Annotated in this window: 13 protein-coding genes; 10 read left to right on the top strand and 3 right to left on the bottom strand. The window is 69.4% G+C overall.

Annotation, left to right across the window (positions count from 1 at the left end; all coding sequences use genetic code 11):
- Positions 1-119: 119 nt before the first annotated feature.
- On the top strand, positions 120-584 hold the full coding sequence (locus tag LPC10_RS15435) for a DUF1348 family protein (RefSeq protein WP_108940953.1): 465 nt from the start codon (positions 120-122) through the stop codon (positions 582-584).
- A 3-nt stretch (positions 585-587) separates the two neighbouring features.
- Positions 588-1,151: a TetR/AcrR family transcriptional regulator gene (locus LPC10_RS15430; RefSeq protein WP_231343059.1), complete on the top strand. Its 564-nt coding sequence runs from the start codon at positions 588-590 to the stop codon at positions 1,149-1,151.
- A 12-nt stretch (positions 1,152-1,163) separates the two neighbouring features.
- Here the strand turns inward: LPC10_RS15430 and LPC10_RS15425 are convergent, their stop codons facing one another.
- The gene (locus tag LPC10_RS15425; protein WP_231343058.1) at positions 1,164-1,406 is read right to left on the bottom strand and encodes a hypothetical protein; all 243 of its coding nucleotides are present in this window, start codon (positions 1,404-1,406) and stop codon (positions 1,164-1,166) included.
- 248 nt (positions 1,407-1,654) lie between these two features.
- Between LPC10_RS15425 and LPC10_RS15420 the strand changes: the two genes are divergently transcribed.
- The 6 genes from LPC10_RS15420 to LPC10_RS15395 all read left to right on the top strand — a co-directional run bounded on the left by LPC10_RS15420 (position 1,655) and on the right by LPC10_RS15395 (position 9,056).
- Positions 1,655-1,813: a hypothetical protein gene (locus LPC10_RS15420; RefSeq protein WP_166059882.1), complete on the top strand. Its 159-nt coding sequence runs from the start codon at positions 1,655-1,657 to the stop codon at positions 1,811-1,813.
- A gap of 81 nt (positions 1,814-1,894) precedes the next feature.
- Positions 1,895-2,869, top strand: coding sequence for a glycine--tRNA ligase subunit alpha (locus LPC10_RS15415; protein WP_231343057.1), 975 nt, complete (start codon positions 1,895-1,897; stop codon positions 2,867-2,869).
- Between the two features lies 1 nt (position 2,870).
- On the top strand, positions 2,871-3,314 hold the full coding sequence (locus LPC10_RS15410; protein WP_231343055.1) for a DUF3828 domain-containing protein: 444 nt from the start codon (positions 2,871-2,873) through the stop codon (positions 3,312-3,314).
- A 138-nt stretch (positions 3,315-3,452) separates the two neighbouring features.
- A complete protein-coding gene (locus LPC10_RS15405) occupies positions 3,453-5,339 on the top strand; it encodes a PhoX family phosphatase (protein ID WP_231343052.1) in 1,887 nt (628 codons plus the stop codon).
- Positions 5,340-5,524: 185 nt separating this feature from the next.
- Entirely contained in the window at positions 5,525-7,615 is a 2,091-nt protein-coding gene (glyS, locus tag LPC10_RS15400) for a glycine--tRNA ligase subunit beta (protein WP_231343050.1), read from the top strand.
- Positions 7,616-7,928: 313 nt separating this feature from the next.
- Positions 7,929-9,056, top strand: coding sequence for a LuxR C-terminal-related transcriptional regulator (locus LPC10_RS15395; RefSeq protein ID WP_370644730.1), 1,128 nt, complete (start codon positions 7,929-7,931; stop codon positions 9,054-9,056).
- Positions 9,057-9,069: 13 nt separating this feature from the next.
- Here the strand turns inward: LPC10_RS15395 and ybaL are convergent, their stop codons facing one another.
- Both ybaL and LPC10_RS15385 read right to left on the bottom strand, forming a co-directional pair.
- Positions 9,070-10,884, bottom strand: coding sequence for a YbaL family putative K(+) efflux transporter (gene ybaL, locus LPC10_RS15390; protein ID WP_231343048.1), 1,815 nt, complete (start codon positions 10,882-10,884; stop codon positions 9,070-9,072).
- Positions 10,885-10,994: 110 nt separating this feature from the next.
- The gene (locus LPC10_RS15385; RefSeq protein WP_231343046.1) at positions 10,995-12,812 is read right to left on the bottom strand and encodes an alpha/beta hydrolase; all 1,818 of its coding nucleotides are present in this window, start codon (positions 12,810-12,812) and stop codon (positions 10,995-10,997) included.
- A gap of 126 nt (positions 12,813-12,938) precedes the next feature.
- On the opposite strand from LPC10_RS15385, the gene LPC10_RS15380 reads away from it, so the two are divergent.
- Both LPC10_RS15380 and LPC10_RS15375 read left to right on the top strand, forming a co-directional pair.
- A complete protein-coding gene (locus LPC10_RS15380; protein WP_231343043.1) occupies positions 12,939-13,313 on the top strand; it encodes a hypothetical protein in 375 nt (124 codons plus the stop codon).
- Positions 13,314-13,465: 152 nt separating this feature from the next.
- A complete protein-coding gene (locus LPC10_RS15375) occupies positions 13,466-14,686 on the top strand; it encodes an LL-diaminopimelate aminotransferase (RefSeq protein ID WP_231343041.1) in 1,221 nt (406 codons plus the stop codon).
- Positions 14,687-14,771 lie beyond the last annotated feature (85 nt).

Genomic DNA, 14,771 nt, shown 5'->3' with positions numbered 1-14,771 from the left:
ACGCCGATATCATGGCGAAGGAGCGCCGGCAGCGTCCTGCGCGTCTCGGCTTGCTGCGAGGCGGGTAACCCTGTACCGATCGGTCTTGTTCGTGCCGATCAGTACAGAGAGGCCTCGCCATGTCGCGCCCCCCGCTTCCGCCCTTTACCGACGAGACCGCCGCGCAGAAGGCGCGCATGGCGGAGGATGCCTGGAACAGCCGCGACCCGGAGCGCGTCGCCCTCGCCTACACGCCCGACAGCGTCTGGCGGAACCGCGCCGAGTTCGTGAAGGGGCGCGAAGCGATCGCCGCTTTCCTGCGGCGCAAGTGGTCGCGGGAATTGGAGTACCGGCTGATCAAGGAGGTCTGGGCGCACCAGGGCAACCGCATCGCCGTGCGCTTCGCCTACGAGTGGCGCGACGATAGCGGGCAGTGGTTCCGTTCCTACGGCAACGAGAATTGGGAATTCGACGAGGCCGGGCTGATGCGGCACCGCATCGCCTCCATCAACGACCTGCCGATTGCCGAGAGCGACCGGAAGTATCACTGGCCCCTCGGCCGCCGGCCGGACGACCACCCGTCCTTGAGCGATCTGGGGCTGTAGGGCGTGGCCCGCACCGTCGCCGAACGGTCCGACGTGCTGCCGCTGCTCGCGGAGGTGTTTCGCGAGCACGGCTACGAGGGGGCGAGCCTGTCGCTGATCTCGAAGGCGACGGGGCTCGGCAAGGGCAGTCTCTATCACTTCTTTCCCGGCGGGAAGGAGGAGATGGCGACTGCTGTGCTTGCCGAGATCGACGGCTGGTTCGAGACCAACGTCTACCGTCCCTTGCGGGAAGCGGATGATCCGAATGCGGCCGTGGCGACGATGTTCGCGACGACCGCCGCGTATTTCCGCTCTGGCCGCCGGGTCTGCCTCGTCGGCGCCCTGAGCCTGAGCGACGCCCGCGACCGCTTCGCCGGCCGGCTGCGGGACTATTTCGCCCGCTGGGTCGAGGCGCTCGCCGCGGCCCTCGCGCGCGCCGGCCATGGTCCGGAGGCGGCCTGTGCCCTCGCCGAGGAGGCCGTGGGTGGCATCCAGGGGGCAGTGGTGCTGGCCCGCGCCCTCGACCGGCCGGAGGTGTTCGAGCGGATCCTGGCGGGTTTGGCGGCGCGCTGTCTCGGCGACGCCTGACGGCGCTCCGCCTCAGCGCGCGCAGCCGGCCGGGGCCGCGTAGCCGGAATAGACCACCCGGACCTTACGGGCGCAGGTCTCGGCCGCCGGCATCGCGGCGACCGGCGCGATCTCGACGGGCGTGACCGCCACTGTCTTCTCGACCGCCATCGTGTGATCGGGGGTCGCGGACGCGTTGGATGCGCTCATCACCAGCGAGGTGGTGGCGAGCGAGGCCGCGACGAGAGCGGCGAAAACAGTCAATCCCTTGCGCATGATCTATCCGAAAATGGTAACCGCTCGACCATCGGAGGGGAGCGGAGCTGTTCATTTGCTGCATTAACTTGGCAGCAACCTTTGCCGTTCCCGCTCTGAGCCCGCGGCACTGAAAAAGATGTGCCGGGACGCACGACAGCGTGGCCGCCCTGCGGCGCGACCTCCGCCTCGCAAATTCCGGCCGACGCCCCATATCCTGTTTACCCTCCGCGCAATCCCGTGCTTTGGGCGTTCATGCGGAGGCCGATATGGCTCTTGCTCCGGAAAAAGGGGGCGCCCGCCCCGTCACCTCGTCCGACTTCAACGAGCGCGTGAAGCGTCTCTTGGCGGCCAAGCCGGCGATCGAGGCTGTGCCGAAGGAACGGACGGCCAAGCGGAACTTCACGCGCTCCACGCCGCGGACCTAAACACGTCGGGGAGGCGGTTCGCTTGACACCCCGCCCCCCGCTCTTAAACGGTCCGGCAGCTTCCTTCCTGCCGGATCTGCCATGTCGAGCGACGCCGACCTCTCGCCCACACGCTCGTTCCAGGGCCTGATCCTGACCCTGCAGCGCTTCTGGGCGGCGAGGGGCTGCGTGATCCTCCAGCCCTACGACATGGAGGTCGGCGCCGGCACCTTCCACCCGGCCACGACGCTGCGGGCGCTGGGGCCCAAGCCGTGGAAGGCGGCCTACGTGCAGCCCTCGCGGCGCCCCAAGGACGGGCGCTACGGCGAGAACCCGAACCGGCTGCAGCACTACTACCAGTTCCAAGTGATCCTGAAGCCGAACCCGCCGAACCTTCAGGAACTCTACCTCGCCTCGCTGGCGGCGATCGGGGTCGATCTCAAGCTCCACGACATCCGCTTCGTCGAGGACGATTGGGAGAGCCCGACGCTCGGCGCCTGGGGGCTCGGCTGGGAATGCTGGTGCGACGGCATGGAGGTGAGCCAGTTCACCTACTTCCAGCAGGTCGCAGGCTTCGAGTGCGCGCCGGTGGCTGGCGAGCTGACCTATGGCCTGGAACGCCTCGCCATGTACGTGCAGGGCGTCGAGAACGTCTACGACCTCAATTTCAACGGCGGCGAGGGCGAGGACAAGGTTACCTACGGCGACGTCTTCCTCCAGGCCGAGCAGGAATATTCGCGCCACAACTTCGAGGCTGCCGATACGGCGATGCTGTTCCGCCACTTCGCCGACGCCGAGAAGGCCTGCCGCCTCTACCTCGAAGCCGGCGCCCCCGAGAGCGAGGGCGCGCGCCACCGCATCGTCCAGCCGGCCTACGACCAGTGCATCAAGGCGAGCCACGTCTTCAACCTGCTCGATGCTCGGGGCGTGATCTCGGTCACCGAGCGCCAGAGCTACATCCTGCGGGTGCGTGAACTGGCCAAGGCCTGCGGCGCCGCGTGGCTCCAGACCGAGGCCGGCGGGCATTCCGGCGACCCTGCCGGCGACCCTGCCGGCAACCAAGCCGTCGCGGCCTGAGATGCGCCGCCGCGCCGTCCTCACCCTCGCCTTCGGCCTCCTCGCCGGGCCGGCGCTCGCGCAATCCGCCACCGACCCGGTCGAGACGGTGCGGGCCTTCTACGCGGCCGACGACATCAACGCCGTGCGCTTCTACGCCAAGCGCCTGCGGACCCTCTACGAGCGCGACCAGCGCGAGGCCAAGGGCGAGGTCGGGCGGCTCGGCTTTGCCTTTCACGTCAACGGCCAGGATACCGAGCCGGACTTCGCACAATCGCTGGCGCTCGCGCCGCTCTCGAACGAGGGCGATCGGGCCGAGGTACGGGCGAGCTTCCGCAACGGCGGACCGCAGGAGCTGCGCTACAGCCTCGTGCGCGAGGCCGGCGTGTGGAAGATCGCCAATGTCCGCTCGCTGAAGGGTGAGACCTGGGACCTCGTCACCCTCCTGTCGGCGCCGCTTCGATAGAGCATCGTCTTTTTCCCGAAAGCCGGAGACCACCTTTCGGGACGATGCCTGAGCGCATCCGAGGGCTGTGGCGTCATCGAGGCGACATCTAGGGGGAATAGGCGCGCCGGCTCTCACTGGCTGACGAGACGCGCAACGATGTCCGACCTGCCCGACGCCCCGACCCTCGACGCGGTGATCGCGCACCGCTTCTCCCGGCGCGACTTGATGCGCGGCTCACTCGCCGCCGCGCTCGCCGCCGGAGTCGCGCCGCAGACCGCCGCCGCCCCTGCGGACCGTCCCTCCTTCGACTTCCCGGAACTCGCGGCCGGCGTCGATGAGTACCTGCACGTGGCCGAGGGCTACGAGGCGAAGCCTCTGCTGCGCTGGGGCGATCCGCTGTTTGCCGACGCCCCCGCCTTCGACCCGAAGAAGCAGAGTGCCGCGGCCCAGGAGCGCCAGTTCGGCTACAACAACGACTTCGTCGGATTCATCCCGCTCGATACCGAGGGCCGCCGCGGCCTGCTTGTGGTCAACCACGAATACACCAATGCCGAGCTGATGTTTCCCGGCCTCGATGCGGCCGACCGCAAGGGCGTGATCGCGGCCTTGAACGCCGATCAGGTCGCGGTCGAGATGGCCGCCCATGGCGGTTCGGTGGTCGAGATCGTCCGCGAGGCGGATGGATGGCGCCCGGTCGTCGGCTCACCCTACACCCGGCGTATCACGGCGCTGACGCCTATGGATCTCACCGGTCCGGCGGCCGGCGATCCGCGCCTCGTCACCGAGGCCGATCCGAGCGGCCGGCGCGTGCTCGGCATGATCAACAACTGCTCGGGCGGCGTCACGCCCTGGGGGACGTGGCTCTCGGGGGAGGAGAACATCAACTACTATTTCGGCGGCGCCCTCCCCCCCGGGCATCCGGAGGCCGGCAACGCCAAGGCGATGGGCATCGGCAGCCTGCAATATGCCTGGAGCCGCTTCCATCCGCGCTTCGACCTCGCACGGACGCCGAACGAGCCGAACCGGTTCGGCTGGGTGGTCGAGATCAATCCGTTCGATCCGGGCGCGACCCCGAAGAAGCGCACGGCGCTCGGCCGGTTCAAGCACGAGGGGGCGGCGGGCGCGCGCGCGATCGACGGGCGCTACGTCGTCTATCTCGGCGATGACGAGCGTTTCCAGCACGTCTACCGCTTCGTCAGCGACGGTAAGGTGCAGGCGGAGCGCGGCGCCAACGCCGACCTCCTTGATTCCGGCACGCTCAGCGTCGCCCGGTTCGAGCCGGACGGCACCGGCCGCTGGCTGCCGCTGGTCCACGGGGCAAACGGGCTCGACGCGGGCAACGGCTTCGGATCCCAAGCCGACGTGCTGATCGAGACGCGGCGCGCCGCCAAACGGCTCGGTGCCACGCCGATGGACCGGCCCGAGGACATCGAGGCCAACCCGCGCACCGGCCGCGTCTACGTGATGCTGACCAACAACACGAAGCGCACCGCCGATCAGGAGGAGCGCGCCAATCCGCGCGGCCCCAACGCCTTCGGCCACGTCATCGAGATCGCCCCCGACGGCACCGACCACGGCGCCGAGACCTTCCGCTGGGAGGTGCTGGTGCGCTGCGGCGATCCGGCCAAACCCGAGGTGAAGGCGAGCTTCTCCGCATTGACCACCGAGAACGGCTGGTTCGGCATGCCCGACAACTGTGCCTTCGACGGGCGGGGCCGCCTCTGGATCGCCACCGACGGCAACAACCGCCGCGCCACCGGCCGGGCCGACGGCATCTGGGCGGTGGAGACGGAGGGACCGCGCCGGGGCACCGCGCGCCATTTCCTGCGGGTGCCGGTGGGCGCCGAGATGTGCGGCCCCTGCTTCACCCCCGACGACGAGACCTTCTTCGTCGCCGTCCAGCATCCCGGCGAGCCCGACGAGGACGGCGCGCTCGGCTCCTACGAGAAGCCCTCGACCCGTTGGCCGGACTTTTCGCCGGATGTACCGCCGCGGCCGTCCGTCGTGGCGGTGCGTCGGACGGGGGGCGGACGGATCGGGTGAAGGAGAGGCTCGATCGTCGTCGTCATCGCGAGGAGGAGCCGACGCGATCCAGAGCGCGCCCTGTCCGGAGAGGTCGCGCCGCCGGATCGCTTTGCCACCTCTCGCGATGACGAAGCGGGCGCGGTGACAGACCGGGCCCATCTCCCGTCTCGACGCGGGTGAAGCAGGCGGCTATTCCCGCGCGCATGCCTGACCTTCTGCTCGAACTCCGCTCCGAAGAGATCCCCGCACGCATGCAGCGGCGTGCGGCTGAGGATCTGAAGAAGCTCGTCACCGACGCGCTGGTCGAGCGCGGTTTCCTGTACGAGGGCGCCAAGGCGTTCGCGACGCCGCGGCGGCTGGCGCTGCACATCGCCGGTCTGCCCGCCCGCGGCGAGGCCGTGCGCGAGGAGCGGCGTGGGCCGCGCGTGGGCGCGCCGGACGCCGCCGTTCAGGGCTTCCTCAAGAGCGCGGGGCTGGCGAGCCTCGATCAGGCCACCACCGTCACCGATCCGAAGAAGGGCGAATTCTACCTCGCGGTGATCGAGCGGGCCGGCCGCGAGACGCTGGACGTGCTGGCCGAGATCCTGCCGGGCATCATCCGGAACTTCCCCTGGCCGAAATCGATGCGCTGGGGCGCCGCCTCGGCCCAGCCCGGCTCCCTGCGCTGGGTCCGCCCGCTGCAATCGATCGTCGCCACCTTCGGCCCCGAGACCGAGACGCCGGACGTCGTGCCGTTCTCGGTCGACGGCATCACCGCCGGCACGGTCACGAGCGGCCACCGCTTCCTGGCGCCTTCGCCCTTCGAGGTGCGCCGCTTCGACGACTACGTGCAGGCGCTGGAGCGCGCTGACGTGATCCTCGATGCCGACCGGCGCAAGGACATCATCCTGCACGACGCCAAGGATCTCGCCTTCGCCCGCGGCCTCGACCTCGTGGAGGACGAGGGCCTGCTGGAGGAGGTGGCCGGGCTGGTGGAACGGCCGGTGGTGCTGATGGGCTCGTTCGAGGAGCGCTTCCTCGAGATCCCGGCCGAGGCGATCCGGGCCACCATCCGCGCCAACCAGAAGTGCTTCGTGCTGCGCAAGTCCGGTTCCAAGGAATTGGCGCCGGCCTTCCTGCTGGTCTCGAACCTCATCGCCTCCGACGGCGGCGCGGCGATCACCGCCGGCAACGAGCGCGTGGTGCGCGCCCGGCTCTCGGACGCAAGATTCTTCTGGGAGACCGACAAGGCAACGAAGTTGGAAGATCGGTTGCCGAAGCTCGACACCATCGTCTTCCACGAAAAGCTCGGCACGCAGGGCGAGCGCGTCGCCCGCATCGCTGCGCTGGCGAAGGAAATCGCGCCGCTGGTGGGCGCCGACCCGGCTTTGGCCGAGCGCGCGGCCCGGCTCGCCAAGGCCGACCTCGTCACCGAAATGGTCGGCGAGTTCCCGGAACTGCAGGGCCTGATGGGCCGCAAATACGCGGCGCTTCAGGGCGAGCACCCGAGCGTCGCCGCGGCCATCGAGGAGCACTACAAGCCGGTGGGTCCGAGCGACCGCGTGCCGACCGATCCGGTCTCCCTTGCCGTGGCGCTGGCGGACAAGCTGGATACGTTGGCTGGCTTCTGGTCGATCGATGAGAAACCGACGGGCAGCAAGGACCCGTTCGCATTGCGGCGGGCCGCCTTGGGCGTGATCCGCGCCGTGATCGAACGGTCGCTGCGGCTGTCTCTGTCCTCACTGCTGAGCGGCCGCTTCGCGAGCGAGAGCGCTGAGCGCACCGCCGATCTCCTCGCCTTCTTCGCCGACCGTCTGAAGGTCTACCTGCGCGACCAGGGCGCCCGCCACGACCTGATCGACGCCGTCTTCGCCCTGCCCGGCCAGGACGACCTCCTGCTCGTCGTCCGCCGCGTCGAGGCCTTGGGCGCGTTCCTGAGCACCGACGACGGCAAGAACCTGCTCGCCGGCTACAAGCGCGCGGCCAACATCTTGCGCATCGAGGAGAAGAAGGACGGCCACGCCTACGACGCGGCCCCCGACTCGGCACTGGCCGCCTCCGGTCAACCGGAGGAGCAGGCGCTGGCCGAGGCGCTCGCGGCCGCGCGGCATGAGGCCTCCGCGGCGATCGCGGCCGAGGACTTCTCGGGTGCGATGCGGGCGCTGTCGCACCTGCGGGCGCCGGTGGACGCCTTCTTCGAGACCGTCACCGTCAACGCCGACGACCCGGCTCTGCGCAGGAACCGTCTGCTGCTGCTCAATGCCCTGCGCGCGGCCACCCGCGAGGTGGCCGATTTCTCGCGCATCGAGGGCTGAGGAGAGACGCCAGGGTGCTGGGCCACCCTGGCTGGACGGTGTCGCGCCGTCGCCGGGGCGGCGATCGTTCGTTGCAGGAGCTCCTTAGTCGTCAGGTGGACGATAGTGGGGGCAACCTGCTCGCAATGCTTGATTGTTGCTAATCGGCCATCGCCGTTCGAGACGAAACCTGTTTCAGATCCCGTCGTTTTCCCTTGGAAACGAATCCGATCAGGTTCGAAATGCTTGGTCGGGTCCGTCTCTGAACCCTTGACTGAGCCGGTGCCGATTCGCTCGCGGCACAAGCCGATCGGCAGGTGCCAGCGTGTCGGCGATATCGGGTTTCGATCCTCTTGCCCTGATCGACGCGTGCTACGCGGCCGCACTCGATCGTGAGCGGTGGTCGGGCGCACTCGACGGGATCGCCGATGCGGTCGGGGCCCGCGGCGCGGTGATCGTCTCGCACGATCCGGCACGCACGGCGCAGACGCTGGCCTCCGAGCGGATCGCCGACGTGAACCTCGATTACGGTGTCGGTGGCTGGTGGCAGCACGACTCGCGCATCCGCCTCGGCCGGGAGCGCGGCCTCATGCGACCGGGCACGGTCACGGTCGATGAGATGTACATCACGGCCGACGAGAAGCGGACCGATCCGTTCTTCCAGCATTTCATCGACCGGCACCGTCTCGGCAATCTCTGCGCCTATGTCGGCGCCGACCCGATGGACCGCCACACCCTGTCGTTCAGCGCGCCGCGCGATCTGCGCAAGGGGCCGTTCGAGGGCGCCGAGATCGAACGGCTGGGGCTCGTCGGCCCGCACGTCATCCGCGCCTTCCGGCTCACGGCGCTCGTCGGCGACCTGCGCCGGGAGGTGCAGGGGCTGGCTTCCGCCCTGGAGGGGATGCGGGCAGGGACCGTCGTACTCGACGCCCGCGGCCGGGTTCGGCTCGTCAGCCCAGCGGGGGAGCGCTTGGCGGTCGGGTATCTCGCCCTGCGCACCGGGGCCGTCCCCGCGGCCGCGGAGCCGGGCGAAGGAGCCCGCTTCGATCGGTTCCTCAGCGACGTTCTGCCGGAGCAGGCATGGCCGCTTCAAGAGAGGCTCCTGCTGCGTCGCCGGGGCGGCGGGCGTCCGCTCTACGTCGAGGCGCTTCCCCTGCGCGGCGGTGACCCGCTTCCGGAGGCCGGCACCGGGCTCGGCGGCGGCGTGATCCTGCTCCTGCGCGATCTGCTCGCGCCGACCACGCGCCCGATCGAGCCGCTGCTGGAGCAACTCGGCCTCACCCGGGCCGAGGCACGGGTCGCGGCCCTGGTCGGCCGCGGTGCCGCGCCGCGGGAGGTGGCCGAGCAGCTCACGGTCGGCGAGAGCACGGTGCGCAGCCAGCTCAAGGCCGTCTACGGCAAGCTCGCGATCCGTCGCCAGAGTGAGCTCGCGGTGTTCATCACCCGCCTCGACAGTCTCTGAAGACGGGCCTGCCCTATTCCGGCTCGTCCCGACGCTGGCGCAGTTCCGGCACCGGTTGATCGGGCTCGGCGAGCGGCGTTTCCTGGCTCTCCGAGCGGCTCGAATCCACGAACAGCCGCGCCTCGCCCTCACGCACGCCGAGGCTGCGCAGCGCGTAGGTCATCATGCCGAGCGCCAGTTCCCGCTCGGCCATCAGGACGAGGCCGACGCCGTCCTCCTCCAGCCGGCGGCGCTCGCTGTCGCTGTGGGTGCGCACCACGCTGTCGATGCCGGGATTGGCGGCGCGCGCCTTGGCGAGCAGCCGCCGCGCCTGATGCGGGTCGGGGGTCGCAACCACGACGAGGCGGGCGGAGCCGATATCGGCGGCGTCCAGGATGCCCGGCGCGGTGGCGTCGCCGAACACCGCCGGCACGCCCTGCGCCCGCAACTCCTCGACCCGGCGCCGGTCGCGCTCCACCACGACGAAGGGCAGGTTCCAGTCCTGCAGCGCCTTGCCGATGGCACTGCCGACCCGGCCGTAGCCGATGATCACGGCATGGCCGTTCAACGCGGAGGCCGCCCGCACCGGCAGCGGCGCCGCGGCGCTGCGCTCGAAGCGGCGGCGCAGGTCGGGCCGCTCGCCGAGCCAGCGCGACACCCGGTCGGCCAGCCCGAAGAACAGCGGGTTGAGGGTGATCGAGAGGAGCGCGCCGCCGAGGATCAGATCGCGCCCCTCCGCCGGCAGTAGCTTCAGCGAGATGCCGAGGCCGGCGAGGATGAACGAGAATTCTCCGATCTGCGCGAGGCTGGCCGCGATGGTGAGCGCCGTTCCGACTGGGTGGCCGAAGGCGAGCACGATGGCGATGGCCGCGAGCGACTTGCCCAACACGATGACGCCGACGACGCCAAGGATCGCGAGGGGCTCGCGCAGGACGATGCCCGGATCGAACAGCATCCCGACCGAGACGAAGAACAGGACCGCGAAAGCGTCCTGCAACGGCAGGGAATCGGCTGCCGCCTGATGGCTGAGATCGGATTCGGCGAGCACCATGCCCGCGAAGAAGGCGCCGAGCGCGAAGGACACGCCGAACAGTTCGGACGAGGCGTAGGCGATGCCGACCGCGCTCGCGAGCACCGCCAGGGTGAACAGCTCCCGCGAGCCGGTGCGGGCGGCGAGCCCGAGCAGATAGGGAACGACCCGGCGTCCGCCGATCAGCATCACCGCGATGAACACGCCGACCTTGGCCAGCGTCAGCCCCAGCGTGACCCAGAGGCCGTGATCCGGCGCCGCGTGATGACCCACCAAGCCTGCCGCCTCGCCGCCGAGCGCAGGGGCCACCGCCGGCAGCAGCACGAGGGCTACCACCATGGCGAGATCCTCGACGATCAGCCAGCCGACGGCGATGCGGCCTTTGTCGGTGTCGAGCAGGCCGCGCCCTTCGAGGGCTCGCAGCAGCACGACGGTGCTCGCCACCGAGAGTGCCAGCCCGAAGACGAGACCCGCCCCCGCGCCCCAGCCGAAGCCCCAGGCGAGGCCGGCGCCCATGGCGGTCGCCACCGCGATCTGCACGATCGCGCCGGGCAGGGCGATGGTACGCACCGCGAGAAGGTCGCCGATGGAGAAATGCAGGCCGACACCGAACATCAGCAGGATGACGCCGAGTTCGGCGAGCTGGCTCGCCAGCGCCGGATCGCCGACGAAACCGGGGGTGAACGGGCCGATGGCGATGCCGGCGACGAGGTAGCCGACGAGGGGCGGCAGCCGAATCCGCTGAGCCAGCATGCCGCCGATGAACGCGCAGACCAGGCCGAGCGCGATGATCGAGATGAGTTCGGTGGCGTGCTGCACCCTGCGTCCATCCTCCCGGGGCGGGAAGCCGGCCCCGGGATCAGATAAGGCAAATCACGGTCCCGTGTCCGCAACAGCGATGCGGTGGATGCACGGTTCCTGTCGATTCCTCAGGCTTTCATGCGCACATAGGTGCCCGGTGCTGGTGCGAGCGAGGGCAGCGCCCCCGTTCCGGGGATGCGCGCGGGCACGCGCTCAGGCGCCTGCTCCTCCAGCCATTGGAACCAGTAGGGCCACCACGAGCCGGGATGCTCGGTCGAGCTCTCGATCCAGTCCTCGAACCGGCCCCTGGCCGGACCCCCGGTGCGGAAGCCGTACTTCGCCTTGGGGCCGGGCGGGGCGACGACGCCGGCGATGTGGCCCGAGCCCGCCAGCACGTAATCGACCTTGCCGCCGAACTTCGCCGATCCCTCGAACACGGAGAGCGCCGGGGCAATGTGATCCTCGCGGGTGGCGAGGTTGAACACGGGCACCTTCACCTTTTTCAGGTCGAGGCGCACGTTGCCGAGCACCATCTTCCCCTTGGAGAGCGTGTTGTTGAGGTAGCAATTGCGCAGGTAGAACGAGTGGTTGGCCGCCGGCATCCGGGTGGCGTCGGCGTTCCAGTAGAGCAGGTCGAAGGCCGCCGGCGGCTTGCCGCGCACATAGTTGTTGACGACGTAGGACCAGATCAGGTCGTTGGGCCTGAGCATGTTGAAGGCGTTGGCCATGCGCGCGCCCTCCAAATAGCCGCGCTCGGCCATCCGCTCCTCGATCGCCCGGATCTGCCCCTCGTCGGCGAAGACCTTGAGGTCGCCCGCATGGGTGAAGTCGACCTGCGTGGTGAGGAAGGTCGCGCTCTTGATGCGCCGGTTGCCGGTGGCCGCCTGGTAGGCCAGCGTCACGGCAAGCAGGGTGCCGCCGACGCAGTAGCCCGCCGCCGCGACGTCGGTCTCGCCGGTGGCGACGCCGATCATGTCGATGGCGGTCTCGATGCCTTCGCGCATGTAGGACTCGAAATCCTTGTCGCGGTGGCGCTCGTCCGGATTGACCCAGGAGATCACGAACACCGTGATTCCCTGAGAGACCATCCAGCCGATGAGGCTTTTCTTCGGGTTGAGATCGAGGATGTAGTACTTGTTGATCCAGGGCGGCACGATCAGCAGCGGGCGCTTCAGAACCGTCTCGGTCGCGGGCGCGTACTGGATCAGCTCCATCAGATCGTTGCGGAAGATGACTTCGCCGGGGGTCACGGCCACGTCCCGGCCGAAGGTGAAGGCGGTCAGGTCCGTCTGGCGCACCCGGAGCTGGCCGCCGCCGGCCTCCAGATCCTCCTGCAGCATCTTCATGCCGCGCATCAGGTTGGCGCCGCCCTCCTCCAGCGTCTGGCGCAGAAGCTCGGGGTTCGTCATCACGAAGTTCGAGGGCGAGTAGGCCGAGAGGAGCTGGCGCAGGTAGAACTCGGCCTTGTGGCGGGTGTGCTCATCGATGCCGTCGGCCGTCTCGACCATCTCCTCCGCCCAGCGGCCGAGAATGAGGTAGCTCTGTTTGATCAGGTCGAAGACCGGGTTGGCGCTCCAATCGGTGTGGGCGAAGCGCTTGTCCTTGGCCTCGGGCTCGACGATCGGCGCGGCGGGGGCGCCGTGCATCCGGGTCAGGGTCGAGGCCCACAGCGCGGCGAAGGAGTGTGTGAGCTTGGTCTGGGCCTGGAGCGCCTTCTCGGGATCCTTCAGCCATGTCTCGGCGACCCGCGTGAGCGTGCGGGTCATCTCGTCGATCTCGTCGGAGCCCTGGAGTTTGGCGGTCGGCAGACCGGTCCCCTGCCCCGCCGGGTCGAACGGCTTGAGCGAGGCCGCCGCCGATTGCCGGAATGCCTCCGCAAGTTGATTCGCGTTGCGCGCGATGGTCTCGAAATCCGGCACTGCCGGGCTCGTCCGCTCCGTGGCCACGCGACACGTCCTCCCAGGGTCCGCCCGCATTCCGCCTCTCCGGGCGGCCCGAGCCTCGTTTCCGACAAATTAACGCCCCACCCAGCAGATGTCGCCCGCCCCAGGCTCCATTTCCAGACCGTTGTCATGATCGTGCGCCGTGCCGCCCGCGCCGTTGCCCTGGCCCTGCCGGCCTCTGCCGTCCTGGTCGCCCTGGCCGCGGCCGGCGGCTGTGCGAGCGACGTGAATCCGCTCAAGGCGGCCATGGTCGGCGCGGGCTCCGGCATCAAGCCGGTGGAGGCACCCGACTTCGTGGCCCAGTCCCGCAAGAGCGACGCGACCTACCTGCCGGTGGGTGAATCGGCCCCGCGGCGGGACATCCGCGCCCTCAACGCGGCGGGCCAGAGCGCGCTGCAGGCGGAACTCGAAGGCGCGCGCAATCGCAACGCGGCCAAGGGGCGCGCGGCGGAAGGGGCGGCCAAGGACGCCGCCAAGGGGCTGACGCCCAACCCGGTGCAATGAGGGGGCCGCTCGGCCCACTGGATCGGGTTTTGCGATACCAGCATTGAGATTTCGTATCGGCGCGCGGGCGCGTCGATGTTAGACAGACCGACTCCTCACCGCCGACGATTCCCCGCGGGAGGAGGGTTCGCGACACCGGACAGACCGACGCCATGACCGATTTCCACCGCATCAAGCGCCTTCCCCCTTACGTCTTCGAGCAGGTGAACCGGATCAAGGCCGCCGCCCGAGCCCGTGGCGCCGACATCATCGATCTCGGCATGGGCAACCCCGACCTCGACGCCCCGCGCCACGTCATCGAGAAGCTCGTCGAGACCGCCGGCAAGCCGCGCACCGACCGCTACTCCGCCTCCAAGGGCATCGCCGGCCTGCGCCGGGCCCAAGCCGGCTACTACCAGCGCCGCTTCGGCGTGAGCCTCAACCCCGACACGCAGGTGGTGGCGACGCTGGGCTCGAAGGAGGGCTTCGCCAACATGGCCCAGGCGATCACCGCGCCGGGCGACGTGGTGCTGGTGCCCAATCCGAGCTACCCGATCCACGCCTTCGGCTTCCTGATGGCGGGCGGCGTGATCCGCTCCGTGCCGGCCGAGCCGACCCCGGCCATGTTCCCGGCGCTCGAGAAGGCGGTCGTCCACTCCATTCCGAAGCCCGTGGCGCTCGTGGTCTGCTACCCCTCGAACCCGACGGCCTATGTCGCGAGCCTCGATTTCTACCGCGACCTCGTCGCCTTCGCGAAGAAGCACGAACTGATCCTGCTCTCGGATCTGGCCTATGCCGAGGTCTATTTCGACGAGAACAACCCGCCGCCCTCGGTGCTGCAGGTGCCGGGCGCCATGGACTGCACGGTGGAGTTCACCTCGCTGTCGAAGACCTTCTCGATGGCGGGCTGGCGCATGGGCTTCGCGGTCGGCAACGAGCGGCTGCTCGCGGCGCTGACGCGGGTCAAATCCTACCTCGACTATGGCGCCTTCACGCCGATCCAGGTCGCGGCCACCGCCGCGCTCAACGGGCCGGACGACTGCATCAAGGAGATGCGGGCGACCTACAAGAAGCGCCGTGACGCTCTGATCGAATCCTTCGGCAAGGCCGGCTGGAAGCTGCCGACGCCCGAGGCCTCGATGTTCGCCTGGGTGCCGATTCCGGAAAAATTCCGGGAGCTCGGCAGCCTGGAATTCTCCAAGCTGCTTCTGGAGAAGTCCGACGTCGCAGTGGCGCCGGGGATCGGCTTCGGCGAGCACGGCGACGATTACGTCCGCATCGCGCTGGTCGAGAACGAGCAGCGCATCCGGCAGGCGGCGCGCAACGTCCGCCGCTTCTTCGACAACGCCGACCGTACGCTCCACAACGTGGTGCCGATGCAGAAGGCGGTCTGATCCGGGCGGCTGCCCCACGAACGTTGTTGCGGCGGGGCGACAGGGCCGGGCAATCGGCCCCGTTCGCCCTCCCATCGGGGGGGAG

It is taken from the genome of Methylorubrum sp. B1-46 (genome assembly GCF_021117295.1).
GTDB lineage: Bacteria > Pseudomonadota > Alphaproteobacteria > Rhizobiales > Beijerinckiaceae > Methylobacterium.
This window is presented reverse-complemented; position numbering and strand designations above follow the sequence as displayed.

Excerpts from the sequence above, each read along its gene's own strand:
- LPC10_RS15435 (WP_108940953.1), top strand. The coding sequence starts at position 120 with ATGTCGCGCCCCCCGCTTCCGCCCTTTACCGACGAGACCGCCGCGCAG.
- LPC10_RS15425 (WP_231343058.1), bottom strand. The coding sequence starts at position 1,406 with ATGCGCAAGGGATTGACTGTTTTCGCCGCTCTCGTCGCGGCCTCGCTC.
- LPC10_RS15420 (WP_166059882.1), top strand. The coding sequence starts at position 1,655 with ATGGCTCTTGCTCCGGAAAAAGGGGGCGCCCGCCCCGTCACCTCGTCC.
- LPC10_RS15415 (WP_231343057.1), top strand. The coding sequence starts at position 1,895 with ATGTCGAGCGACGCCGACCTCTCGCCCACACGCTCGTTCCAGGGCCTG.
- LPC10_RS15410 (WP_231343055.1), top strand. The coding sequence starts at position 2,871 with ATGCGCCGCCGCGCCGTCCTCACCCTCGCCTTCGGCCTCCTCGCCGGG.
- LPC10_RS15405 (WP_231343052.1), top strand. The coding sequence starts at position 3,453 with ATGTCCGACCTGCCCGACGCCCCGACCCTCGACGCGGTGATCGCGCAC.
- glyS (WP_231343050.1), top strand. The coding sequence starts at position 5,525 with ATGCCTGACCTTCTGCTCGAACTCCGCTCCGAAGAGATCCCCGCACGC.
- LPC10_RS15380 (WP_231343043.1), top strand. The coding sequence starts at position 12,939 with ATGATCGTGCGCCGTGCCGCCCGCGCCGTTGCCCTGGCCCTGCCGGCC.
- LPC10_RS15375 (WP_231343041.1), top strand. The coding sequence starts at position 13,466 with ATGACCGATTTCCACCGCATCAAGCGCCTTCCCCCTTACGTCTTCGAG.